The sequence below is a fragment of the Terriglobus sp. genome (assembly GCF_965201105.1).
Lineage (GTDB): Bacteria > Acidobacteriota > Terriglobia > Terriglobales > Acidobacteriaceae > Terriglobus.
This window is the reverse complement of sequence record NZ_OZ241741.1, coordinates 3620909-3644890: the sequence shown is the minus strand read 5'-3', so window position 1 is coordinate 3644890 and position 23982 is coordinate 3620909. Positions and strand designations below refer to the sequence as shown.

Genomic DNA, 23982 nt, shown 5'->3' with positions numbered 1-23982 from the left:
CGATCGCGTACGTCGCGACAAAGTACGATAGAGTTCGTCGAACCACCGTTATCATGCGTCTCCTTTCCCCTAACTTTCCCGCCTTGCTCCTGCTGCTTACGACTGCAGGCATCGGCGGCGCTCAGTCACAACATGGAACAACGGCGGCACGCAGCGGCACGCGGGCGGCGACACAGAAAGCCGCGAATGTCAACGCAGGCGTTACGGCGGGCGCGTCCGCAGGAAATGTTCCGGGTAACGTGGGCGGGCGTCTCGATGTGCTCACGCGCATGCAGAGCGCAGCCGTGCAATCGGGAGATCCGGTGCAGATCGCGCTGTCATCCCGCGAACTGAATGCCGAGTTGCTGAATCTGCTTGGTACGATCGCCGCGGGCGAAAATCGGATCACGGAAGCGGTCGATCTTGACCGGAGGTCGCTTGCGTTACACCCGGACGACGATGTCGCTTTGCGTCTGGCGTCGCTCCTTGCCCACACGGGGCGTGCAGACGAGGGCATCCGGATCGCGGAGCAGGTGGCAGAAACAAATCCCAAAAATCCTCGGGCGTTTACCACCCTGGCTTCCATCCTGCGCAGCCTGCATCGCGATCACGACGCGATCGCGCCGCTGCGGACAGCTCTGCAACTCGACCCGAGCCCGTCTATTGCATTTGCGCTTGGATCGGCGATGCTGAGTGCGCATGATAAGGCCGGCGCGGAACAGGTGTTTCAACGACTGCTCGCGGCTTCGGACGGGGCGGCGATCTGGCACGTGGCGATCGGCGACGCTTACCGCGAAACCGATTACCTGGAGGAGGCCGCGGCAGAGTTCCGCAAGGCGCTCCTCATAGATCCACATGCAACGCATGCCGAGTTCTTCCTCGGGCTCGTGAGCCTGCAGATGAATGAATGGGGGCCGAATTCGGAGAGCTTCCTTCACCTGCGGAAAGCAGTGGAGCAGAACCCACACGAGTACCTGAGCAACTTCTATCTTGGCGCGCTGGAGTCCACAGACGGCAGCGATCTCCCGTCCTCCGATAGTCACCTGCACGCCGCGGCTGCGGCAGATGCATCGCAACCGGAGGTCTGGATTTACCTGGGCCAAAACGCCAATCGCGAGCACCAGAACGAGCAAGCGATTGCGGATCTGCGCAAGGCAGTGGAATTGACCGGAACCGATGAAGAGCGGAATCACTTCCAGATTCGCCGAGCCTATTTCAGCCTGGGCCGGCTGCTGATTGCGGCGGGCAAGCACGACGAGGGTGAGAAGTATCTGGCGGATTATCGGCGCACCGGCGAGGCCTCCGCAGCGCAGGCGACAGCTGCAATTGCCGAGAAGCAGAGCAGCGCAGCCAGCACATTGAACGGGCAGGCCCCAAGCGAAAGCCTGCGTTACCTGGCAAACGCCACGGCGACAACGCAGGCTGCCACAGTCGTCGCAACGCAGGACACGGCTGCCGTTTCACCGCAATTGCGTTCAGCAGAGGCGCAGCTGAGAGCCATGCTGCGCAACGGCTACAACGACCTGGGAACCGCGGAAGCGCGGCAGCAGGACTACGCGCAGGCGCTGCACGATTTTCAGCAGGCCGAGCGTTTTGGCGAAGCGTCGCCCGCGCTGCTGCACAATATCGCCGTCGCCGCCTACCGGCTCAACGACCCGGCTGAAGTGCAGCGGGCGCTGACCGAGTACTTTGGAACGACGCCCGCACCACAGGACTCGCGAGCCCGCATGATGCTGGCCATGGCGAACTTTGACCTGGGGCATTTTGGCGAGGCGGCGCATGACTTTCACGCGGCCGGCGATGCTGCGCTTGGCGACCCGCGCACCACGTATAGCTATGCACTGTCGCTGGCGCGGGATGGACAGGCGCAGCAGGCGAATGCGCTGGCCGACCGGCTGGTCGCCTCGGCGAACCTGTCGCCGGATAAGCTGGCGTTGGTGTGCAATGTGTACTTTCTTGCGGAGAACTACGAGAGCAGTCAGAGCTGCTACGGTAAAGCCGCGCAACAGGACCCGGCACTGCAGCGCGCGCACTATTTTGTGGGCGAATCGCTGATCCATCTGGACCGGCCGGCGGAGGCCATTCCTGCGTTGCAGGCCGAGCTGGCGCTGTCGCCCGGCGAGCCGAATGTGGAAACTTCGCTTGCCTTCGCGCTGTCGCAAACCGGGCACAAGGATGAGGCGATGGCACTGCTCGACAAGACAGTGGCGGCGCACCCGGAGAATGCGGAGGCGCAGTACCAACTGGGCAAGCTGCTTGCCGAGCAGGGCAAGACAGCGGACGCGATTCCGCACCTTGAGGCTTCGGTGCAACGTGATGCCAACAAAGATTATGCGCACTACCAGCTCGCCACGGCGCTGCGGAAGGCGGGCCGCACGGCGGATGCCGAGCGCGAATTCGCCATCTATCGCCAGATCAAGGATAAGCACCGCAACGATCGCGCCGCTCCCAAGGGTGCGCAGCCGGAACGGCAAGCGCCGTAGCCTTTCAAGCCACGCCAGTACACCACTTTTCTCAAGCCAAGGAACGACGGACGCATGAGCTCATCGAAGTCCCACGACAGTCTTGCGCGTCCCACGCGGCGCGAGTTTCTGGCCACTACAGCCGCCGCAGGTGTGGTGTTTGCGGCGAAGCCGGCGGCGGCACTTGCCGCGGAGCCCGCGCCATTGCAGACGGCGGCGAGCGGTGCGATGCAGGCCGATGCAGCGTCCTCGATGGCAGGTCCAGCATCTGGAGGGTTCACACGCGGCGTCGGCGTATACCCGGGGCAGCCCGCGGCTTATTGTGGGCCGCAGCTGGTCTCCGCGCCCGCAGGCACGCGCAACCTGGCGCTCTTCAAGCCGGCGTATCACTCGTCAAGCTACGACTACAACCTGACCGCGCAGTGCGTGACCGATGGGATCACCGCGACCGAACTGCCCATGTGGTTCAGCTGCACCTCTGGCGAGCGGCTCCTGCCCAAGCCGGAGCGCGAGATCCTGATCGATCACCATCCGGCGAACACGCTCAGCATGAGTGGTCTGCATCACATGATCGAGCTGGCGATTGGTGGGGGCACGACGCTGCCTGAGGTGGACCGAGTCGAGCTGTTCGTAATGGTGCCGCAGGACATACCGGCGGCGAGTCTGCGCTTTGCGATCTCCACGTCACAGGACGGCTACACTTGGCAAGCGCAAGGAACGGTCAGCGGCGGCGCGCCGGGCGATCTGTCCATTTACCCGCCGGACCTGGTCGCGTATCACCAGATTCTGCTGCCGAACATTGTGTTCGCCGCACCGGCGAGGCCGCGCCGCTACCGGGTGGAAATGACCGCGACCGGAGAGGCGAAACGCTACGGGGCAAACCTGCTGTGGCAGTTGGGACAGGTGGCGCTGTATCGCGGAGCGCAGCGGGTTGAGATTGGTGGACCGTATCACTTCACCAGCGCGTGGAAGAGCGCGGGGCTGGATGAGGAATGGGTATATGTGGACCTGCTGGATGCGTGCGAGATCGAGTCGGTCAAGCTGCACTGGATTGCAGCAGCTTTGCAAGGCAAAGTTCAGGTGTCGAGCGATGCTTCGACATGGCGGGACGCGGCGATGCTGCAGGGCACTACGCCTGTCGAGGAGATTCGCTTCGCCGCGACGGAGCGCGCGCGGTATGTTCGCGTGTTGATGACGCAGCCGGCGACGGAGCACGGCTACATCCTGAGTGAGGTGGAGGTGTTTGGGCGAGGCGGACGCGTTCCAGCGATGGGCGAAGCGCCTGCCGCGGTGCTGGGGCCCAGTGGTTCCCTGTCGGGCGCGGTGTGGCGTTTGCAACGGGATTCGCTGGTGCAGGCCGAAGGAGCTGCGCTGTCGAAGGCAGGCTTTCACGATGCTGAGTGGCTGCCAGCCACGGTGCCAGGCACAACGCTTACGTCTTACCTGAACGCGGGCGCTGTCCCTGATCCGAACTTTGGCGAGAACCAGCTTTACATCTCGGATTCCTACTTTTACGCGGACTTCTGGTACCGAGCCGAATTCCCCACACCGCAAACGTCGCAGCCACGCACGATGCTGTGCCTGGACGGGATTAACTGGAAGGCCGAAGTCTTCCTGAATGGTGAGCCGCTGGGGCGAGTCGATGGGGCATTCTTTCGCGGCGTGTTCGACGTGACCGGCAAGCTGAAGCCTTCCGGGCAACAGAACGCGCTGGCCATCCTGGTGCACAAGAATGCAACGCCCGGTACGGTTCACCAGAAGACGTATGAATCGCCAAGCCCGAACGGCGGTGCGCTGGGGCATGACAACCCGACCTTTCACGCTTCGGTTGGGTGGGACTGGATACCGACGATTCGTGGGCGGAACACTGGGATTTGGAATGATGTGCGGCTTGCGCACGCGGCGGATGTGACGGTAGAAGATCCGCTGGTCACGACCAAGCTGAATGAGGATCGATCGGTTGCGGATGTTTCGATCACGGTGGTCGTGAGCAACCGGTCGGGGAGACCCGTGAGTGGAAAGGTAATGGGTTCCCTTGGCGATGCAAAATTCTCGGCACCGTGTACGGTTGCTGCGAACTCCGAACAAGCCGTCACGATTACGAGCGATGGCAACCCCGCGCTGCGCATGAAGAATCCACGGTTGTGGTGGCCGAACGGCTATGGCGAGCCATACCTGCATGAGGCGAGCGTTTACTTTGCGCCGCAAAGCGGAATGGCATCGGAGTCGGTGTCTTTTCTTGCCGGGCTGCGGGAGATCACGACGACGGAGACAAACAGCCGGCTGAAGATCTTCGTAAATGGCCGCCGGCTCATCGCGAAGGGCGGAAACTGGGGATTTTCGGAGTCTATGCTGCGGTACCGCGCGCGTGAGTATGACGCGGCGTTGCGCTATCACCGCGAGATGAATTTCAACCTGGTGCGCAACTGGGTCGGGCAGATTGGTGAGGATGCGTTCTACGAGGCATGCGATCGCCACGGCATCCTGGTGTGGCAGGACTTCTGGCTGGCGAATCCGTGGGACGGTCCCATACCGGATGACAACGCGATGTTTCTTGCCAACGGCCGAGACCTGGTGAAGCGCATCCGGCGGCATGCCTGCATCGGTATCTACTGCGGGCGCAACGAGGGCGATCCGCCGCCGGTGCTGGAAGCGGGCATCCGCAAGCTCTTGGCCGAACTGCACCCGGAGATGCACTACATTCCAAGCTCGGCCGACCACGTGGTCAGCGGGCATGGGCCATATCGCACCCTGAGCGCGATCGAGTACTTCAGCAACCCTGATAACATGCTGCACTCGGAGATTGGCGCGCCGAACATTCCATCACTGGAAAGCGTGCGCGCCATGATGCCGGAGCAGGCGCTGTGGCCGCAGGGGCTTGACTATGGCCTGCACGACTTCACGCTGCAGGGCGCGCAAGGAGCGCAGACGCTGCTGGCGCTTATCGCAAATGAGTATGGCGGTGCGACGAATGCGGCGGACTGGATCGAGCTGGCGCAGTTCCTGAACTACGACACATATCGCGCCATGTTTGAGGCGCAGAGCCGCGACCGCATGGGTGTTCTGCTGTGGATGAGCCATCCTTGCTGGCCGTCGTTTGTGTGGCAGACGTACGACTATTACTTCGATTGCACGGCTGCGTATTTTGCATGCAGGAAGGCGTGCGAGCCGATCCACATTCAGTGGAATCCGCTGAGTGACTCGGTTGAAGTGGTGAACTACAGCGCGGGTGATCAGGCCGGTGTGCAGGCCATGGCGGAGCTGCTGAATCCAGACGGGAAATCGGTGTGGAAGAAGCAGGCGCCGGTGAACGCGCCGGAGGACTCGACATCGGTTGCGCTCAAGATGCAGTATCCGGAGGGGCTCGCACCGTTTCACCTGCTGCGGCTGACGCTGACGCGGGGCGATGCCGTGCTCTCAACCAACACGTACCTGCGCGGCAAGGATGCGGGGAACCTGCGCGAGATACGCCGGCTGCCCAAAGCGCGGTTGCAGGTGAAGACGCAACAGGAGCGGCGTGGTGAGGCGTGGCACCTGAGCACCACGGTGACGAATACCTCAACTGTGCCCTCGCTGCTGACGCGGCTGCAGGTGGTGGGCACGCAGGACCGCAAGCGCATGCTGCCCGCCATTTTCGATGACAACTACTTTGTGCTGATGCCCAATGAGACGCGCACGATCATGACGGAGTTGAGGCACGAGGACACGCGCGGTCAGCAGCCGGAGATTGCCGTAACGGGATTCAACGCCAACGCGGGATGAATTTGGCAGGCCGGGAAAGATGGTTGCGAGCGACTGTCTGAGCCCTGGAGCAGGGCGGCGAGCGCGCGCCAGTCTCTTGCGATCGCTTCGGCGTGGCTCACGCTTTCGGCAAAGCTGGCGAGGCTAATACGACGATACGAAACACCAGATTCGCGCACGACGGATTCTTCGTACGCGGCAATCCAGGTACACAGCCGTGCGAGCCGGGCGTTGTCCCAATAACGTGGGCCACGCTTGAACTGGGCCGGATCCTGCCAGGCCTCGGGTCGGTGCACAGCTAAGCGCGGCTCAAAGATAAAGCGGTTCAGGAAAACGCCCTCTGCGCTGTCGCCCACAAAGACGCCCGAGCCCCAAAGCCGCACGACCCAGCCGCCATCTCGCAAGGTGTACTGCGTGGAGCGGTCCGCACCATTGGGAGCGCGCATGCGGTCGAAGCCACGCGTGAGCAGCAGATTGCTGGTGCTGCGGACATCGCATCCCCACAACCAGCACTGTTGGTTCAACAACGCTGCGCCTGCGCGCTGCACGTGCCGCCGCAACGCTGCCTGCTTGCGGAGGTCCTGCGGTGTGCCAAGTGGGACACGCACCGGCGGAATCATCGTTGCCGCTAGCACGTCACCGCCGGGAACAAGTCGGGGTGCTGCTGAATGGCTTTCGTTGCGAAGCGCTCCGGGAACATGGCGGCGAAAGGGTCCCCATACTGCGCCCACGCATCCGGTCCTCCCCGCATCTCCGCCTCGGTCAGCAGGGCCGCGTTCAGCGCAGACTCGATCGACGCACGATCCATGTGCTGACCGATGAAGACGATCTCCTGACGCCGGTCGCCGTATTCGCCTTCAAACACCTGTTCCCGATAAGCAAGCGTTTCCGCGTCGTCTGGATCGACGTGATCTTCGACCGCGAGCCACTGCGCCTGGGGCTCGAACGTAAGGTTCTTGCCGGTGATGTTGAAGAGGATGAGGTCGTCATGCGCGGTCGCCAGCCACAAGAAGCCCTTCGCGCGCAGCACGTTGGGAAAGCCACGATCGGTCAGGTCTTCCAGGCGTTGCGGATGGAAGGGTTTGCGCGCGCGATAGACGAAGCTGGCGATGCCGTACTCCTCCGTCTCGGGAGTGTGCACATTGTTCAACTCACGGACCCAGCCGGCGGACTGTTGCGCCGCTTCCATGTCAAACAGGCCAGTGTTCAGGATTGTCGTTGACGGGACCACTCCGCGCTCCGCGTGCAGGATGCGGGCGGTGGGGTTGAGTTGCAGCACGATATGCTCAAGGCTTGCCAGTGCTTCGGCACTGACCAGGTCCGTTTTGTTCAGCACGATAACGTTTGCAAACTCCACCTGATCCATGAGCAGGTCCGCCAGCGATCGCTCGTCCTGGTCTCCGGCGATCTCGCCGCGCTCGCGCAGATCGTCTGCCGAGTGAAGATCCTGCAGAAAGCTCGAGGCATCCAGTACCGTGACCATGGTGTCGAGCCGCGCCAGATCCGACAGTGTTTGCCCGCTCTCATCGACAAAGGTAAAGGTGGCCGCGACGGGCAGGGGTTCGCTGATGCCGGTGGACTCGATCAGCAGGTAATCAAAGCGGCCCTCGCGTGCAAGGCGCGAGACCTCCTGCAGCAAGTCGTCGCGCAGGGTGCAGCAGATGCAGCCGTTAGTCATTTCGACCAGCTTTTCTTCGGTGCGGCTCAGCCCGGCACCGCCCTGCTCCGCGCCCTGGGCGACCAGTTGAGCGTCGATGTTGATCTCGCTCATGTCGTTCACAATCACGGCGACGCGCAGTCCCTGGCGGTTTGCAAGGACGTGGTTCAGCAGCGTCGTCTTGCCCGCGCCGAGGAAGCCGGAGAGAACAGTGGTGGGGAGCAGGGGCATGATGCGAATCCTTTCTCAATTGAGAACTGATTCGCATTTATATCGGATCGGGATGCTTATTGCAAACTGGTTCCTGATTGCTTCCGATCGCTCCGCGTGACCGGATCATTCTAGACTTGTGATGGAGGTGCGAAAGCCACGGCCCGGTAGGTGGTCCGGGCGGCATCAGCAACGCTCCTACAAGTGCCGGTTTCCAAGTGGGACCGGTGACCGGTGCGTCCCTTCCTTAAGTGGAGAAGGGACGACTATGCCTGAATTTAGCCTTATCCTGATGGGTGCCGCGTCTGGCGAAACGCTCTTGTCCATCGCGAAGTGGATTGTCGCGCTTGTTGCCGTTTGGAATTTCGGCGGTGTGGTGGACGATGCTATGGCTGCGACGGTGCCGGGCTCTCGTCGATGAGGGCGAAGATTTCTGGCGTTGCGATGCGGACCGAAGTGTTGGGAAGGGTCAGCTCGACGCCGGGGAACGGAACAGGGCGGCCGTCCTGTTCCACTGTCCAGATTTCGCGGCTGCGCGGGTCGATGATCCAGACGTGCGGAACGCCCATTTGCAGGTATTCTTCGACGCGCTCAAGGATGCGGCTGAAGCGATCCTCGGTCGAGAGGATTTCAACGCACAGCAGCGGTGCTGTGTGTAGGATGCTGGTGAACGGGTCGCTTACCGGGACGACACACACATCCGGAATACGGAAGCGTGTTGGCGAGACTTGCACGCGCTGCTCGGTCAGGGGCGTCAGCTTCCACTCATGCCGGTGTTGCGCAAAGATTGCGGCGATCATCGACTGCACGGAACTATGCCAGCGTTCGCCCAAGTTGCGCTCCTGCACCTCGCCGTCCACGTAGTCGCAGTCGGGCCGATAGCTGGTGGAAAGGTATTCTTCCGCGGAGATGAGGGCCGTGGTCGCCATGCGATCAGTATGACGCCTGGTTGCGTCAAGGTGAAGAGCCTGCCTAGCTGAGGGTTTCCTGCAGCTTGGTGATGGTCGAGTTCAGGGCCTTGTCGGTGCGGCGCTGCTCGTCGATTTTGGCGATGGAGTGCATGACGGTGGTGTGGTGCTTGCCGCCGAACTGGCGGCCGATTTCGGGCAGTGAGGCTTCGGTCATCTGCTTGGCAAGGTACATGGCGATCTGGCGCGGGACGACGATCTGGCGCGAGTTGTTTTTCTGCTTGAGCTCGCTGATCTTCATGCCGAACTGTTCGGCGGTGGCGCGCTGGATGGCTTCGATGGTGATCTTGCGCACCTGGGTGTCGATGAACTGCTTGAGGCACTGCTGGGCGGTGGCGAGGGTGATGTCCACGTGGTGCAGGCTGGTCCAGGCCATAAGGCGGACGAGTGCGCCTTCGAGCTCGCGCACGTTGGTGCGCACGTTGCCGGCGATGAACATGGCGACGTCGGTCGGCAACGTGGCCTGCTCGTTCTCCGCTTTCTTCTGCAGAATGGCGACCTTGGTTTCAAGATCGGGCGGCTGGATGTCCGCGATGAGGCCCCACTCAAAGCGCGAACGGAGGCGGTCTTCGAAGTCGGCCAGCTCTTTCGGCGGACGGTCGCTGGCGATCACGATCTGGCGCATGCTTTCGTGCAGGGCGTTGAAGGTGTGGAAGAACTCCTCCTGCGTACGCTCCTTGCCGGCGAGGAACTGGATGTCGTCGATGAGCAGGACATCGACCGTGCGGTACTTGTCGCGAAAGCTCGTCTGGCGATTGGTACGCATGGAGTCGATCATCTCGTTGGTGAACTTTTCACCGGAAACGTAGGAGATGGAGAAGTGCGGGTTACGGCGTTTTACTTCGTGCCCGATGGCGTGCATCAGGTGCGTTTTGCCAAGACCCACGCCGCCGTAGATGAAGAGCGGGTTGTAGGCCTTGCTGGGGCGCTCGGCGACGGCGAGGGACGCCGCGTGCGCGAACTGGTTGCCGCTGCCGATAACGAAGTTGTCGAACAAGTAGCGCGCATTCAGTTGCGCGGCAGAATTCCAGTCGAACCGTGATTGTTCGGTGCTGGGAACCTGGGGCGGCTGCGGACGGTTGGGGCTGAGCCCGCCGTGGTGGTTGCCGTGTTGGGGTGTGGGGAAACCCTGTGCGGAAGCGGGCTGCGGCGCGTTCGGCGAGTGCGAGGATGCGGGCGCGAAGCCACCGTCTTCCCGCGTCTTGATTTCGCGAGGCTGGGGCACGCTGGGGTCGGCTTCCGCGGTGACGAAGCGCACCTGCTCGACTTCAAGACCCATGTTGTCGATCGCTTCGTGGATCAGGTCGTGGTACTTTTCGCCAATGTGTTCGAACTGGGTGGTGGGGACACGCACAAACAGGGTTCGATCGTTCACATGGCTAAAGCGGGTTGGCTTCAGCCAGGTGTGGAAGCTCTGACGGTTGACGCGCATTTCAAGCGCGCCCAGGATGCGCATCCAGTCGTTCACCGTGGCCGCCGCTAATGGAGCAAAACTCATTCCGCTGGTTCCCCGTTCCGTTATCGGGCGACCAAGGTGCGTCGCGCGTCGGTGCTCGGGCGGACACCTCGCTGCCTTAGCAGCCTGGCGTCGCCGGTCACTCTTCCTTATCCAAACCGCACGGCGCTGAACCGTTGCGGGAGCAAAGCATAGCAGGTTGAGCAGAGCGCAAAAAGTGTTGCTAGCCTGCAAAGACACAACTGTGTCGTCGCCGCGCAACGACACGCAGCGTGCAAGCAATCTGCTCTGTTGTGAAGACCGCCATCGGGATCGTGCCCGCGGGCTGGTGTCAGGTGGTGCTGGAGCGCCGCAGTGGCTGGCTCTTTTCGTACTTGGCCGGCTTCTGCACTCGCCTCTTCAATCTTGCGAACGAGCCTCATCGTAGCACGTTCGGATCGCCGTTTTGAAAGCCCGGTGAACGCAAGCGTGCGAGGATTTTTGCGCTTGCACCACCTCCATTGCAATGCTGTGTCCGGTCTGCAACGGAAGTGGCAGACCGGGTCAAAATGGCTTGCGCGTCTCCTCGCAAATGCGCTATAGGACTGGACTTCGCGAGTCGGCAAGCGGCATGCGCGGCAGGCTCGACGGAGCGCCTTAAATCCATGTAAGCAACTTCGTTGCGGTTGCGCATGCCGTTCTCAATCATTCGTTTGTGAATGGCGGTGAATCGCGGCACACTTGGATCGAGGCCCGCGAATTGTCACCCATGCTCTTATCGATTTTTCTGCTGCTTCTCACGCTTCCGGCACAGTCACAAAATCAGGACCAGAACCGGGACCAAACAAGCTGGAACCTGCGCAGCTTTCATGCCGCGGGCGACGGCCGCACGAGCGATACGGCAGCTCTGCAAAAGGCCATCGACCAGGTGTCGCGGGAGCACGGCATGCTTGTGGTGCCCGCGGGCGTTTACGTGATCGGCACGGTCGAACTGCGCAGCCACATGACGTTGCTGCTGGAGCACGGCGCGGTATTGCAGGGCAGCCCGCGCATGGCGGACTACGGCACGATTGCGCAGTATGGCCTGGATCGCCGTTACGGCATCAGCAGCTCCGGTGAAGGAGATCGCGTCGGCATGCTAATCGCGCGCGATGCCGAGGACATACGTATTACGGGCGATGGCGCGATCGATGGCCTGGGGAAGAGCTTCTTCGATCCCGCGACGCCGCACGCGGGCCTGGACTTCGATCCGAGCCGCACACGCAGTCCTGATGCGTTCGTGAAGGACATTCATCGCACCGACGATGGTCCGCTGGAAGTACGCAGCAGCGGCCGTCCCGGCACCATGCTGCAGTTCCACCACGTGCGCAATGTGACGATCGAGGGCGTGACGCTGCGCGACGCACCCAACTGGACACTGCACCTGCAGCACGCGCAGCATGTGACGATTCACGCGCTGCGCATCGACAGCGATCCGCGCCTGCCGAACAACGACGCCATGGACTGCATGGATTGCCATGACCTGCGCGTGTCCGACTCGAGCTTCACCGCGGGCGATGACGACTTCGCCATCGTGGGATCAAGTGACGTTGCGATCACGAACTGCACGCTCGAGTCGAACTCCGCCGCGATCCGATATGAGAATTCGAGTGATGCGGTGTTCAGCAATCTGGTCATCCGCAGCAATCGTGGGATCGCCATCTTTGCGCGTGAGGGCACGTATACGCGCAACGCTCTGTTTCAGAACATCGTGATCGAAACGCGGCTGAAGCACGGACACTGGTGGGGCAAGGGTGAGCCGATCTATATTGCGAGCTCGATCCGGCCGGGTGATCCCGCGGTGGAGGCGCAACGCGGTCAAGGCGAGAGTGGAACGCACCCCGCAAATGTTCCCGCGCCCGCATTCATCGAAGCGATGAGCATGGCGTCAACGGTCGGCGGCGTCGTTGAGAACCTTCGCTTTTCCGACATCCTGGCCGATGCCGATGCCGGCATCCTGCTGGAAGCCACCCATCCCGGCGCAGTGCGCGACATTACGCTGCGCAATGTGAGGCTGCGGATGCACGCACCCGCACCGGAGCTGGCTGCGAGCGAAGGCGGGAACTTCGACCTGCGCTGGACCGCCAACACCGTGGCCGACGGCATTGTGCGGCACGACATTCCGGCGGTCTACGCGCACAACATCGACACGCTTACCGTTGACGGGCTGGAGGTAAGCTGGCCGCTGCCGATGGTGCACGTGTATACCGGCCCTGGCTCCGTGCCACCACCGAAGCGTTCGAATGATTTGGATGATCCCTACTCGCGAAATCCTTGGCCCGCGTACTTCACCGGCGCGGTCGAGGTGCATGGGTTTCAGAGTGTGTCGCTCGATCGCATTCACGCCGGGTCGCGTCCGGACAGCACGGTTGCGGTGGTCACGCTGGACGATGGCAATACCGCAACGCTGCGAGACAGCGAGTCGACTACTGCGGGGCAGCCGCTGCTGCGCGTTACAGGCATGCGGACGCCGGTGTTTACCAGCGGCAATCGGCCCGATACTGTTCTGGCGAAACGCGCGCGGCACTGACGCGGCGCTACACTCAGCGCATGTTTTGTCATGCGCTTATATCGCTTCTGGTGTTTTCCTCTGCGTTGCCTGCCGCTGCGCAATTCACGATGCAGGACTCCGGGACGAACGCGGACCTGCGCGGCATTGTGAACGTGGGCAACGGCACGGCGTGGGCCAGCGGAACGCATGGCACGGTGCTGCGCACGGAGGACAGCGGCTTTGTGTGGCAGGGCTGCGCAGTGCCGCCTGGCGCGGAGAAGCTCGACTTTCGCGGCATCCAGGCGTTCGATGATCAGACCGCGATCGTGATGTCGAGCGGTAAGGGCGACCTGTCGCGCGTGTACAAGACGACGGACGGATGCGCGACGTGGAAGCTGGTGTTTACGAATCCGGATGCGGAGGGGTTTTTCGATGCCATGCAGACGAGCACGCGCGACGTGGCCCATGAAGGTGGCGAGCCCCACATTTGGTTGCTCGGCGATCCCGTGAATGGCCAGTTCGCTTTATTTGGTAGCTTCGATCTCGGGGAGCACTGGCATCGAGTTCGACAGGCAGGTCTTGCGGCACGCGCATCGCAAGGGGGCGCTTTCGCTGCCAGCAACTCCCTGTTCATTCTCGGGTACCCGCTCCAGTTTGCTACGGCGCAAGGCTGGTTGTATGGCGGTGGCCTGGAGAACTGCACCATGGGACTCGTCCGCGCACACATGGAGCAATGCCTGAATGGCTTCCGCTTCTCAGCGGAGCAGTTACCGATGGCACACGGCAGCAGCAGCTCGGGCATCTTCTCCATTGCGAACTGGAACGAAGATCTTGTTGCGGTCGGTGGTGACTACAGCAAGCCGGAGGAAACGGACGGCACGGCGGCCTTTCTGGCAGCAAATCCGACCGTTGCCGTGCACGGTCGAAGCAAGCAGGTGACGCCATCGTCGCAAACGAAATGGCTTCCGGCGCAAACACCTCCGCACGGCTACCGATCTTCCGTTGCTTATGACGCACAGACGAAAACCTGGATCACGGTGGGGCCGAATGGGACGGATGTGTCGACCGATGACGGGCGCAACTGGCGCGCGTTGAAGCCGGGGTATGGCGACGATGCGAATGCGGATAAGCAGTGGAATGCGTTATCGCTGCCGTATGTGGTGGGGCCGCATGGGCGCATTGGGCGGTTGCGGGAAGATGCGCTTGCGATGTCGCAGAGTGGATCCACGCCGCAGAAGAACCCACGTTAGCTTCGCGAACGTGGGGCACGGGTCGTGATGGGCGTGGGCTGCGGTGTTTGCGCCTGCGGGTGCAACCTGTGACGCATGTGTGTTTGTGATGGTTGCGGCTCCGGCGTGTTTGTCCTTCCGTAGCGAAGCGAAAGAATCTGCTTTCTTTCGCGTCACCAGAGAATTTGTCATTTCGACCGGAGCACGCGCGTTCGTTGCGCGTGCGCAGTGGACTTGGTGCTTGCACGGAAACCTGCATTTTGCCTGGGGCTGCATCGCCGCTTCGGACAAAATGCAGGTCTCTCCACTCCGCAGGACGGTGAAGCTGTCCTGCTGCGGTCGAGATGACAGTCCTTCGGTGACGCAAAGAGCAGGTTCCTACGCTTCGCTACGGAATGACAAACCAAACCTGCCAGTAAACGAGCATCCGTCGCCACGGAATGCAAACATGAGAGACCGCCACCTCACGCCATGCGAACACCGCAGGCAATCGCGTGAGTCTTGCCGCAATCCCAACCGCAGCAAGGGAGAAGCACGATGGCAGATCTGAAGGTTCCTGTGGGCAGCGACGATCACTGCGCGGGCGAGGACGACGCGGCGGTAACGCTGGTGGAGTATGGCGATTACCAGTGCCCCGACTGCGGCGTGGCGTACCCCGTGGTGAAGCAGTTGCAGAAGCACTTCGGCGACAAGCTGCGGTTTGTGTATCGTAACTTTCCGCTGCCCATGCACGAGTTCGCCGAGGCCGCCGCGGAAACAGCGGAGTTCGCCGGCAGCAAGGGCAAGTTCTGGGAGATGCACGACGCGCTGTTCGAGCATCAGGACGAGTTCAGCGAGACGTTCTTCGGCGACCTTGCTGAACAGGTCGGCTTGAAGCCCGCCGCGCTTGAGAAGGCACTGGAGGAGGAGACCTTCACCGACAAGATTGAGGACGACATCAACTCGGGCGAGCAGAGCAAGGTGCACGGCACGCCGACGTTTTTTGTGAATGAGAAGCGGCACGGAGGCGATTACGATTTCGACACGCTCAAGCACGCTGTGGAGCAAGCAGCGGCGTAAACGCTTCTCGCTTCAGTTCGCGAGCGCTGGCGGCAGTTCGTTCCACCGCGAGATGACACGCGTGTCGCGCTCCCACCCGAGCACGCTGATGCTTGCGGTTGAAAGGGCGAGGTGTTCGCCAAGCGCCCCGCCCTGCGCGTTGCCCGAGCCGATCCAAACGCCCGCGAGTATGCGGAAGATATGCGCATGCGCGAACAGGGCGCAGCGGCCACCGTGCTGCATGCAGCGGTCGATCACAGCCTGTGCGCGCGCGGCAACCTGCGGCAACGATTCGCCGCCCGTGATCGGGCTGCGCCACACGTTCCAGTCCGGGAGGGCTTCGCGGATCTCTGGCGTCGACTTGCCTTCAAACTCACCGTAGTTCCACTCCTGCAGGTTTAGTTCAATCTCCGCGCTGGTGTGTACGCCGGCGAGGCGGGCGGTTTCCTGCGCGCGCTGGCGGGGGCTGGTCAGCAGGAGGTCGAACTGCACCTGTGCCAGCACGGGGGCGAGCGCCGCAGCCTGCTCGCGGCCGTGTTCCGTCAGGGGCAGATCGGTAAAGCTGGTGTGGGCGCCGCTCCTGGACCATTCGGTTTCGCCGTGACGGATCAGCCAGAGTTCGGGCCTGGTGCTAGGTGTGTTTGCCATAGGAGCAGTGTACGGAGCTTAGAAAGCGTTGGACGATTCCATCTTCGTCCAAGACAAACTACGCGTGGCAGCAGAGATGCAGGTTCCTCCACTCCGCACGCGCAAAGAGCGCGCGTGCTCCGGTCGAAATGACAACGTTTAATTACTGCTGCGATGTGTAGAAAAGACCTAAAGCGGATCGCGTTCGCTCGGCATGGGGCCGGTGAAGGGGGAGCAGCAGACTGTCCCGCTGGGGGCGTATTCCATCAGCTCGATGCGCGAATGGTCCGGGTCGAAGATGTTCAACTGCACTTTGCCATCGCGGCCCATCTGGCTGGTGGTGCACTGGTGCGTGTCGCAACCGTTCGCCTTGAGCTGATCGATCGCGGTATCCATCTTGCGCAAACCGAGTGAGACGTGATTCGACCCGCCGCGCTGCTCCGCGGAGGCATCGGGCTTTACGTTGAGCATGTATTCGATCCAGTCGGTGCCGTCGGGCACCTGCTGCGAAACCCAGTCATCTACGCCTTCCTTGAAGCCGCCATGCCAGTATGGCTTGAAGCCGAGGATGTCGCGGTAGAAGGTGTTCTCCTTCTGTTCACTTTGCACCACAAAGCCGGCGTGAATGATACGGTGCGACACGGCGCTATCGTGCATGGGTGGCCTTGGTGTGGGCGTGCGGCTGTCGACGAAGATGATGGTGTTGCCCTCGGGGTCTTGTGTGACCAGCCGGCCGCTTCGAATGGATGAGTTCAGGCCCTTGGCGCGAAGAAAGCGTTGCATGGCCCGGATGTCGGACGTGCGCAGGCCAACCGCCTCTAGCCGGCTGTTGCGGCCGTCATGCAGGTCCAGTGGCGCGGGCGTGGTTTCGATCCACTGACTCGCGTTCACCGGATATGCGATCAGCTGCCCGCCGTTGCCACGCTCCGGTTGCGCGGCCAGGCCCAGTTCCTTGCCATAAAACTGGGCGGCCGCCCCCGGCTGGCTTTCCGCAAAGGTCACAAAGGCGATGCCTGTGATTGCGGGGCGCTGTGACGCGGACTGGGCCAGCAGAGCGGGTGCGAGGGCAAACAGGGCGAGGCGAAGCAGAGAGCGCATGTGCGTCACTGTAGCGACTCGGAGCGGCGCACGTCCAGCGGTGCGGCAGGGTTGGACAGCCCGTGGATCCGGCATCGTTTATGGCGTGCGCCTTCAGCGCTCTTTGTGCTTGTTGACGGGTCTACCTGGGGTACGCCCCAGGCTGGTATGCTGCCGGGCCGTTGGCCCTTAGAATTGGAGCTTCGGTTTTGACCTTGATGCGGGCAGGGTGGTGCTGGGCGTGCTTACAGCGTTCGCAGCTTGCGTTGGACGTCGATGATCTCCATGGCGAGCTGACGGCGCATGGTGTCATCGCCGCGGCGCTCGGCCTCTGCGCTGGTGGCGGTCAACTCGCGCATGCGGCGCTCCAGGCGGCGGCGCTCCAATGCGTGCAGCGCATTGCCGCCATCCATGGTCAGCATGTCGAGGTCGTTGTGGACGTCCTCGGTCAGCACACGCGCAACGATCTCGCGTGACCGGTCGTCGGGCGCAGTCTCCATGGGGTCGACTGCAGCATCGAGCGGCGCGTTGGCAAGAGCCTCAAGCAAGTCAGCCGAGGCCAGCCCCTCAAGCCACTCAGGATGCGCTGCGATTTCCAGCGCCACGCGCTGCCGGATGCGCTGTTCCGGACCGAGCAGCAAGACGCGGAGCAGCTTCTTTTCGTTTTCGCCGATCTGCGATGCCGCGGTCTGCTTGATGCTGCCCAGTCGCTGCGTCGCCGCCTGCTGCATCTCCTTGCGCAGCATGGCCGAGTCGACGCTCAGCTTTTGCGCGGCGTCCTCGGCGAATTGCGCGCGCGCGATCTCGCTCGGCAGCCGCCGGATGTGCGGCAGCAGAAAGTTGATGGCCTTGACTTTGGCGTCGGCGGTACGTTGCGGGAACAGAGCGCGCGCACGCTCGATCAGGTAATCGGCGTGCGGTTTTGCGGTGCGCAGCGCCTCGGCGTACATCGCGACGCCGTGCTGCCGGATGAAGCCGTCAGGGTCCAGCCCACCCTCGAGCGTGACAATGCGGACTTCGAAGCCTTCCTCGGTCAGCAGTGCCAGCGACTTTTCCGCGGCGTTGGCGCCGGCTGTGTCCGGGTCGAAGTTGACGATGACGCGCTTGGTGAACCGGCTGAGCAGGCGCACCTGGTGCTCAGTGAAGGCGGTGCCACTGGTGGCGATGACCGGTTGGATGCCCACCGTGAAGACGCGCAGGCAGTCCATCTGGCCTTCTACCAGCAGGGCATAGTTCTGGTCGCGTATGGGCTGCTTGGCGCGGTGCAGGTTAAACAGCACGCTGCCTTTGCTGTACAGCGCGGTCTCGGGCGAATTCACGTATTTCGGCCCGCTCTTGTCATCGCTGTCGAGGGCGCGCGCGGTGAAGGCGATGGTACGGCCCTGCTCGTTTGCGATGGGGAACGTGATGCGCTTGCGGAAGCGTGCGTAGATGGGGCTGGTCGGGCGGCCGTCGTCGCTCTGTTCCTTGGAGCTGAACAGACCGCTGGCGCGCAACGCCTCTTCCGGAAAGTGCCGCGCCATGGCGTCGCGCATGGCGTTAAAGTCGTCGGGCGCATAGCCGATGCGGAACAGCTTCTGCGTTTCCGGCGAAACCTCGCGTCCGGTCAGGTACTCGCGGGCGCGGGCGGCCTCGGGCTGCTGCAGGGCTTGCTCAAAGTACTGCGTGGCGGCCTCGTGGAGGTCGAGCAGCTGCTTGCGCAGGCCGGCCTCGCGCGCCTCCTCGGGGCTGCTGAATTCGCGCCGCGGCATGGCGATGCCCATCTTTGCGGCGACGGTGCGGACGGCCTCGGGAAAGGTGACGTTTTCGAGCTTTTGGATAAAGGTGAAGACGTCGCCCTTGGCATGGCAGCCGAAGCAGTAGAAATAGCCGTGCGTCGCGTTCACGCTGAACGACGGCGATTTTTCCTTGTGAAACGGGCACAGCCCGGTCCAGTTCTGCGCGCCGGCCTTGCGCAGCTTCACGTATTCGCCGATGACTTTGACGATGTCGGTCTGCTGCTTCAGGGTCTGCGCGAAGTTATCGGCCATGGCGCTCTTCTGCAGTGTAGCGAGCGTGGCTCAGCGGTGCAGCACGGCGAACGATGCGAAACCTGCGACCACCGCCGCCACAATGACGAAGAGCAGCACGCCGATGAACCATGCGGCACGGCGCTCCCCCTCTGGCGTGGGTTGCGTAATGCCGAAGGTCTGGATGAACGCGCGCGCGATGAACAGAAGGAAGGGCATCAGGAGTTGTCTTTTTCCGCGGCACGAACGGCGGCGATGAACGCGGCGAGCTTCTGTGGGTCTTTGCGGCCGGCTGCAAGCTCCACACCGCTCGAAACATCCACACCCCAGGGCTTCAGCGTGGTGATTGCGGTCGCAACGTTGCCGGCGTGCAGTCCTCCCGCGGCGATCAAGCGGTAGTCGACACTTTCCAGTGCGGATTTCGCCGCCGCCCAGTCGAACGCAACGCCGGTACCGCCACTCTGTTGCTGTGTGCGCGAGTCGATCAGGAGGGCGTCGGCACTGCCGTCTTCCGCGGACTCGCGCGCTTCGGTTGCGAACGCCTCGCGCTGTAGTTCGGCGGAAACATCCGTCCACCAGGGTAGTACCTGGATCACGGCGCAGCGGTCCACGTCGCCGAAATACGCGCGCAGGCGTTCGCTCAAACCGAAGTCCAATGGCCCGTGCAGTTGCGCGCCGGTGAGCCCGGCGGTTTCGACCGTCCGCACGATCCCGTCGTAGTCGCGCGTGGTAAAGACGCCGATTTTTTCGAGGTAAGGGGGCAGCTCCGCCGTGATGGCGGCGACGCGCTCTGCCGTGACGAGCCGCTTGCCGTGCGCGAAGATGAAGCCGAGCGCATTCGCGCCAAGCTCGGCTGCCAGCAGGCAGTCATTCACGTCCGTGTTGCCGCAGATTTTGATCCACATACGGCGAATCAGCCCTTTGTTTTCAGATCGGGTACGAGAACGAAAGGGTCGACACTTGGGATGGCACCGTAAGAAGGCATCGGCTCAAGCAGTTCACTGAGTGCCGCGCCGGGATCATCGGCGCGCATCAGCGTTTCGCCGACCAGGAAGGCATCGAAGCCGGCGGCGGACATGCGGGCGATGTCGTCCGCGGTGCGGATGCCGCTTTCGCCTACGCGCACCGCGGTCGCCGGCAGCATCTGCGCCATGGTGAGCGCCGCATCGCTGTTCACGTGAAAGGTGCGTAGGTCGCGCGTGTTCACGCCATACAGTTCGCATTCCAGCGGCAGGGCGCGTTCAATTTCTCCCGGCGAGTGGACTTCGCAGAGCACGTCGAGTTCCGCATCGCGCGCGGCATCGCGCAAGGTGCGCAGCTCATGGTCGGAGAGCGCCGCCACGATCAGCAGGATCGCATCCGCTCCGTGCGCCCGCGCTTCCACGATCTGGAACGGATCGACCATGAAGTCCTTGCGCAGGCATGGGATCTGGACAGCATCGGACGCGATCTGCAGGTTGCGTAGACTGCCTTGAAAGAACGGTTCGTCGGTGAGGACGGAGAGCGCAGCAGCACCCGCCTGCTCCATTGCCGACGCCAGCGCGGCAGGGTTGAACTCTGCGCGGATGAGACCTTTCGATGGCGAAGCCTTTTTCAGCTCGGCAATGATCGCCGGACGGCTTTGTGCGGCCATGCGGAGGTTTGCCGCAAAGCCGCGCGGCTGGTGCTCTGCCGCTGCCCGTTCCAACGCGGCGCGTCCGGTCCACGCCATGCGTGTGACCAGATCGCGGCGCGTTTGCGCGACGATGCGGTCAAGGTGCGTCGGCGCTGCATTCGTGACGGGCATGCTTTTAGGGTATTGCATTGCTGAGGTGTGCCGTGCCCCACGCTCGCGAAGCTAACGTGAGTTCGAGGTCACAGCGGAACAGCAACGTAAGCTCCGTGCCACATCACCCACCTTAGCCGTAAAGAGCGCGGCGAAGGTGGGGCACAACGTTTGTGTTCCTTGCGGACCGTGCATTCAACCACAGCAGAAACGGCAAACGCGATGCCGAAGCATCGCGTTTGCAGATCGTTGGTGCCGAAAAGAGGACTCGAACCTCCACACCCTTGCGAGTACATGGACCTGAACCATGCGCGTCTGCCAATTCCGCCATTTCGGCACGGAGCGAGGCGCGTTCGTCCATCGCTTGCAGCCTGCTCAGTATCGCAACGACCTCCGCCTGTGTCAAACCGGTGAAACACTTTCGGCTCTTCTGCGCAACACCGCGCGGAGCGGCGCGCATCAGACAATTATTCCTCCACGTTCAGGAGCTTCTGCCGTCATGAGCAAGTCCGCCATCTCCCCCAGCAGCAGTGTGTTACCCGAAGACCTGGCGCTGGACATACGTAAGCTGGCGCATGATTTGAGCAACGCCCTGGAGATTGTGGTGCAAACCGGCTACCTGCTCAGCACGGCCGATCTGCCATCGCCAGCCAGCGAGTGGCTTCGCATGCTCGACAGCGGCACGCAAAAGGCGCTGGACATCAACATGCAGCTGCGCAATTACATCAAGACGCACTCGCCCCGATAGACTGGCGGGCGATGGTTTGCGGGTGCCGTTCCGAGCGAGGGTTCTCAACGCTTAAGCGGGATTGCCGGCGAAAGCGAAATGCAGGTCTCTCCACTGTGCAGGACGGTGAAGCTGTCCTGCTCCGGTCGAGATGACAAGTCTGGGTGCGTCGACGGCAAACAGGTGCCGTGTCGGCAACGCGCTTACCAAAATGTCTGCCGTGTTACCGCAGACCGGTCGCCAGCATGGCGGCGCTGATGCGCCGGTGCTTCTTTTCCGCGGGCTTGCCAACGTCCGTGGCGGGAGCCTCTTTCGCTGTCAGCAGCGGAGCTGGCGTGTTCTGCGCGGGCGGTGCGGTGCGGTGCGGCGTGGGCAAGCCCAGATAGCGGCGATACACGCTGATGTGGAAGCAGCTCTGCTGAAACTCTTCTTCCACGTCGATCTTGCCGTCGTTTTCCACCGGCGTCAGATAGGCGCGCATCCACGTCAGCTCGGTCAGCCCCATGCGACCCTTGCCAATGTCGATGGCCTGGCCGTACAGATGTGGGGAGGCGATGTCGCCGGTCGGCGGGGCGGCATTGCCATTCACGCGGACCAGCCGGCGCTGAAACTCGACGGTGCGCGCGGCGCTGGTCACGATCAGCGGTGTGCCGAATCGGGCGTAGTGCGACTTTGCCAGATCGCGAAGAAAGCGGATCGTCCACGGCCGCGCGTAACGGCGGTTCGCGGGCAGGCGGTCGTCGGGGTAGGTGCTGTCCTCATCCGGCAGGGCGACCAGCAGCTTGCGCTGCCGCAGGTCAAGCAGGTCGCGGTCGTCCTGGATGCGATCCAGACCGTCGGCCACGGCCATCTGGTTCTGGTGCACCAGGATTTCGTGCGAGCCCTTCATTGGCGGTACCAGGATTAACCGGCCATGCCGGTCAAACAGGTTCACCGACACCATTGCAGCCGCAGGCAGGTTTGCATCACCCTCGTCACTTGCCGCAATGGCGTGCGTGCGGGCGGGCACCAGGCCGGCGATTGGACTGGGCGCGGCGAGCGCGATGGCAGTGCGTGCCGTTGCCGGGGTGTCATTTTCGTCAAATGTTTCCTCGGCCATGCCGGAGGTTACCGCCGGATCCAGTTCCCGGCGGCGAGCACCGCTTTCGACCGCGGCAACGGCGGGCAGCTCCTTGCGCAGAGCGCCGGAGGGAGGCGCCGGGAGCTTCAGCGCGGGCGTGGGCGAGTTCGCCGTCTGTTCTGCCAAGGCACGGATGGCGCGCGGCGAGCTGTCCGCGGCGGTTGCAACGGGAATGTTGCTGTTCGAACCGTGGGATGCCGCGGCGCGACTTGCCTGTGCGGCTTCATCCGCGGCGATTGCGGAGCTCAAGCCGTCGCCACGGTGTTTCAGATCCACGTGCTGCGGTGGCGCGATGCTGGTCGCTGCTGCCGGAGCCTGCCGCACGATGTTGGCAGGAAGGGGCGCAGGAAGCGGCGAGGGCGCCGGCTGCCGTTGCGAGCGGCTGGTGGAGAGGTTGGCCGCGGGCACGCCGCTGTCCTCATGATCGCCGCTGTGCGCCGCGGCCCCAAAGCTGCCGTGGACGAAGGGTGCGGGCTCGCGCTCCGTTGGTGCCGTGCTGGGAATGCGGCTTTCGGCATCGGCGTTGTCGTCGGCAGACGTGGTCTGGTGGGCCTGCTGGTCACGCGCCGCTGCGATGGTTTCACGCTGCACTGCGGCGGCGTGGGTAAAGTCAGCCGTGGTCGCTTTGTGCGGTGCGGGGGACAGGTCGGGCTGCGCGTTCGGCGTGACTGTCGCTAGAATGCGCGCCGGAGCCTGCCGGCTGGGGGCATGTGTATCCGCGTCGCCCGAGGCCTCATTGTCGCTCGCCGCATCCGGCTGGTGTGCGCGATACCACGCATGAACCCGGTCCTGAATTCGGCTGTCCGCGGGAGCGTCGCCGTTTTCCGAGACAAGGCTCACGGACGTATTTCGCGGATGCGGCTTGGGCAGGTCTTGCGAGACTTCGATCCGCGCAGAGGAGCGGGCCGCGAGGCTGTGCGGCGAGGTGTGCCTGAGTGACCGCTCCTGCAGGGCGTACAGGGCTTGCTGGCGCTCCTGCGCCTCGGCCTGCCGGCGCTCCGAGCGGGAGAGCGGGTGTGCCGCGACGGCCACCCTGCCGTGGCGGGATGTCGCGGGGGACAGCGGCTTCGCGGCCGCGTGGCTGCCATGCTGTGCGGCCGCAAGAACCGTGGCGATGCGGGTTGCGCCTGTTCGTTTTGTGGGAGCGGCGATGGAAGCGGAGGCTGTCTTGTGCGCCGCAGCGGGATGCGCCGCGGACCGTGCCGGAAACCGGTGACCGGCCCCGTGTGCCGGAAGCATCACGGCGGCAAACGCCAGCGGGACCAAAGCAGCACGCAGCAGGACGCGACGCCTGAGGCTTGTAAGGCTCGGGCGAGATTCCAGGGCATCTGGCAACAGCCGCAACATCGCGGCAGCCGGACGCGCGGCAGCAGGTGAGGTGAACACGGTCGAAGCGGCAGGCATGGTT

At 63.0% G+C, this 23982-nt stretch carries 17 protein-coding genes and 1 tRNA gene; 6 read left to right on the top strand and 12 right to left on the bottom strand.

Translation table 11 applies throughout. The features are described 5' to 3' along the window. Nucleotides 1-53 precede the first annotated feature (53 nt). Both ACOFKT_RS16040 and ACOFKT_RS16035 read left to right on the top strand, forming a co-directional pair. Nucleotides 54-2462 (top strand): tetratricopeptide repeat protein, encoded by a 2409-nt coding sequence (locus ACOFKT_RS16040; protein ID WP_419804989.1) that lies wholly within the window; start codon nucleotides 54-56, stop codon nucleotides 2460-2462. A gap of 54 nt (nucleotides 2463-2516) precedes the next feature. Further along, nucleotides 2517-6203: a glycosyl hydrolase 2 galactose-binding domain-containing protein gene (locus ACOFKT_RS16035; RefSeq protein ID WP_419804988.1), complete on the top strand. Its 3687-nt coding sequence runs from the start codon at nucleotides 2517-2519 to the stop codon at nucleotides 6201-6203. Here ACOFKT_RS16035 and ACOFKT_RS16030 read toward each other — a convergent pair. The 4 genes from ACOFKT_RS16030 to dnaA all read right to left on the bottom strand — a co-directional run bounded on the left by ACOFKT_RS16030 (nucleotide 6155) and on the right by dnaA (nucleotide 10515). After that, nucleotides 6155-6802, bottom strand: coding sequence for a hypothetical protein (locus ACOFKT_RS16030; protein ID WP_419804987.1), 648 nt, complete (start codon nucleotides 6800-6802; stop codon nucleotides 6155-6157). The two genes, ACOFKT_RS16035 and ACOFKT_RS16030, sit on opposite strands and share 49 nt — an antisense overlap. A gap of 8 nt (nucleotides 6803-6810) precedes the next feature. Continuing rightward, on the bottom strand, nucleotides 6811-8070 hold the full coding sequence (locus ACOFKT_RS16025) for a GTP-binding protein (protein WP_419804986.1): 1260 nt from the start codon (nucleotides 8068-8070) through the stop codon (nucleotides 6811-6813). A 365-nt stretch (nucleotides 8071-8435) separates the two neighbouring features. Beyond that, nucleotides 8436-8978: a Uma2 family endonuclease gene (locus ACOFKT_RS16020; protein ID WP_419804985.1), complete on the bottom strand. Its 543-nt coding sequence runs from the start codon at nucleotides 8976-8978 to the stop codon at nucleotides 8436-8438. A gap of 43 nt (nucleotides 8979-9021) precedes the next feature. Continuing rightward, on the bottom strand, nucleotides 9022-10515 hold the full coding sequence (gene dnaA, locus ACOFKT_RS16015) for a chromosomal replication initiator protein DnaA (RefSeq protein WP_419804984.1): 1494 nt from the start codon (nucleotides 10513-10515) through the stop codon (nucleotides 9022-9024). Nucleotides 10516-11221: 706 nt separating this feature from the next. Here dnaA and ACOFKT_RS16010 point away from each other — a divergent pair. The 3 genes from ACOFKT_RS16010 (at nucleotide 11222) to ACOFKT_RS16000 (ending at nucleotide 15270) form a co-directional block, all read left to right on the top strand. Continuing rightward, nucleotides 11222-13021: a glycoside hydrolase family 28 protein gene (locus ACOFKT_RS16010; RefSeq protein WP_419804983.1), complete on the top strand. Its 1800-nt coding sequence runs from the start codon at nucleotides 11222-11224 to the stop codon at nucleotides 13019-13021. 20 nt (nucleotides 13022-13041) lie between these two features. After that, nucleotides 13042-14232, top strand: coding sequence for a WD40/YVTN/BNR-like repeat-containing protein (locus ACOFKT_RS16005; RefSeq protein ID WP_419804982.1), 1191 nt, complete (start codon nucleotides 13042-13044; stop codon nucleotides 14230-14232). Between the two features lie 516 nt (nucleotides 14233-14748). Beyond that, on the top strand, nucleotides 14749-15270 hold the full coding sequence (locus ACOFKT_RS16000; RefSeq protein WP_419804981.1) for a DsbA family protein: 522 nt from the start codon (nucleotides 14749-14751) through the stop codon (nucleotides 15268-15270). A gap of 12 nt (nucleotides 15271-15282) precedes the next feature. Here ACOFKT_RS16000 and ACOFKT_RS15995 read toward each other — a convergent pair whose 3' ends face one another. The 7 genes from ACOFKT_RS15995 to ACOFKT_RS15965 all read right to left on the bottom strand — a co-directional run bounded on the left by ACOFKT_RS15995 (nucleotide 15283) and on the right by ACOFKT_RS15965 (nucleotide 21064). Then, a complete protein-coding gene (locus tag ACOFKT_RS15995) occupies nucleotides 15283-15897 on the bottom strand; it encodes a histidine phosphatase family protein (RefSeq protein ID WP_419804980.1) in 615 nt (204 codons plus the stop codon). A 168-nt stretch (nucleotides 15898-16065) separates the two neighbouring features. Continuing rightward, nucleotides 16066-16974: a VOC family protein gene (locus ACOFKT_RS15990; RefSeq protein ID WP_419804979.1), complete on the bottom strand. Its 909-nt coding sequence runs from the start codon at nucleotides 16972-16974 to the stop codon at nucleotides 16066-16068. 224 nt (nucleotides 16975-17198) lie between these two features. Further along, nucleotides 17199-18983: a DNA primase gene (dnaG, locus tag ACOFKT_RS15985; RefSeq protein WP_419804978.1), complete on the bottom strand. Its 1785-nt coding sequence runs from the start codon at nucleotides 18981-18983 to the stop codon at nucleotides 17199-17201. A gap of 30 nt (nucleotides 18984-19013) precedes the next feature. Then, nucleotides 19014-19181, bottom strand: a complete 168-nt coding sequence (locus ACOFKT_RS15980; protein WP_419804977.1) for a hypothetical protein — start codon at nucleotides 19179-19181, stop codon at nucleotides 19014-19016. Further along, nucleotides 19181-19867 carry a phosphoribosylanthranilate isomerase gene (locus ACOFKT_RS15975; RefSeq protein ID WP_419804976.1) on the bottom strand — a complete coding sequence of 229 codons (687 nt, stop codon included), beginning with the start codon at nucleotides 19865-19867 and terminating at the stop codon, nucleotides 19181-19183. Before ACOFKT_RS15975 ends, ACOFKT_RS15980 begins: the two co-directional genes overlap by 1 nt. An 8-nt stretch (nucleotides 19868-19875) precedes the next feature. Then, nucleotides 19876-20748 carry an indole-3-glycerol phosphate synthase TrpC gene (gene trpC / locus ACOFKT_RS15970; protein ID WP_419804975.1) on the bottom strand — a complete coding sequence of 291 codons (873 nt, stop codon included), beginning with the start codon at nucleotides 20746-20748 and terminating at the stop codon, nucleotides 19876-19878. Nucleotides 20749-20977: 229 nt separating this feature from the next. Then, nucleotides 20978-21064 (bottom strand) — tRNA-Leu (locus ACOFKT_RS15965). Between the two features lie 162 nt (nucleotides 21065-21226). Here ACOFKT_RS15965 and ACOFKT_RS15960 point away from each other — a divergent pair. Continuing rightward, nucleotides 21227-21475 (top strand): hypothetical protein, encoded by a 249-nt coding sequence (locus ACOFKT_RS15960; RefSeq protein WP_419804974.1) that lies wholly within the window; start codon nucleotides 21227-21229, stop codon nucleotides 21473-21475. 202 nt (nucleotides 21476-21677) lie between these two features. Here the strand turns inward: ACOFKT_RS15960 and ACOFKT_RS15955 are convergent, their stop codons facing one another. Beyond that, nucleotides 21678-23978 carry a DUF5715 family protein gene (locus tag ACOFKT_RS15955; protein ID WP_419804973.1) on the bottom strand — a complete coding sequence of 767 codons (2301 nt, stop codon included), beginning with the start codon at nucleotides 23976-23978 and terminating at the stop codon, nucleotides 21678-21680. Nucleotides 23979-23982 lie beyond the last annotated feature (4 nt).